The organism is Neisseria sp. P0021.S007 (genome assembly GCF_051956855.1).
In genome coordinates, this window is the sequence record NZ_JBQCXA010000220.1 from 1 (window position 1) to 936 (window position 936).

The following is a 936-nucleotide window of genomic DNA, read 5'->3' on the forward strand; positions in this document are numbered from 1 at the left end:
GGATAGGTTTGGCCGCATCTTCTGGTGCGCGGCGGATCACGAATACGCCGGTTGCATCAGCATAGTTTTGGTTCATGCCGCCGACTTCGCCGAGCGCTTGGGTCAGGTTGAGGCCGTGATTGCCGATCGGCAGAGTGGCTTGTTTGCCGACTTCGCCCATGATGTAGATTTTGTTGTTGCTGCTGTTAGGAACGTAAACGATGTCGCCATGGCTGAGAAGATGGTTTTGTGACATATCGCCGTATTGCAGCATGTCTTGCAGGGAAATGGTGCGGTCGACGCCGTTGTGCGTCCATTTGATGTGTTGGGTGTCGGCACTTTGGGTGACACCGCCTGCTTGGTTGATGGCATCCAAAATGGTCATCGGGATATTGGTAATCGGCTGCTGACCTGCTTGGTTGATAGCACCGGATACTGAAATGCGTTGCGAACGGAATTCGGTAACGTTGATGGCTACTTGAGGGTTTTTGATGTAGCGTTTCAGAAGGCTGGTCAGGGTATTTTGCAATTCGTCCAAAGTTTTGCCTTTAGCTTGAATTTTGCCTGCCAATGGATAAGTAATATAACCGCCCTCATCTACCCAGGCACCGCGGCTGACTTGGTTGGTTTGCGGGTTGCTTTGCTGGATAGGGGAGTTGAGGTCGGAGTGCGCCCAAACCATGATATTGAGGACGTCGCCGCTGCCGATGCGGTAGCGGTAAGCACTTTTGCTTTGCTCCAAACCTTGGTTGTTTTGGGAAAGTACAGGCGGCTTGCGCATTTTTTCAATTAGGTTGGGTGTGATGGGGTAAACGGCAACGCGGCTGTCGAGATTGGTATCGGCTGCGGTGTCGGTATCGGTGTAAACAATTGTTTTGGTTCTGGTTTTGATGGTTGAACCAGGAATAACTGTCGTGCTGTTACAGGCAGTTAGTGCTAATAAAGCAAGCAGGGAGA

1 protein-coding gene is annotated in these 936 nt (G+C 51.2%); it reads right to left on the minus strand.

From position 1 onward, the window contains the following. Positions 1-931 (minus strand): polysaccharide biosynthesis/export family protein (locus ACTHUR_RS12355; RefSeq protein WP_440398771.1); only part of this gene is annotated, 931 nt, incomplete at its 3' end. Between the last annotated feature and the right edge of the window lie 5 nt (positions 932-936).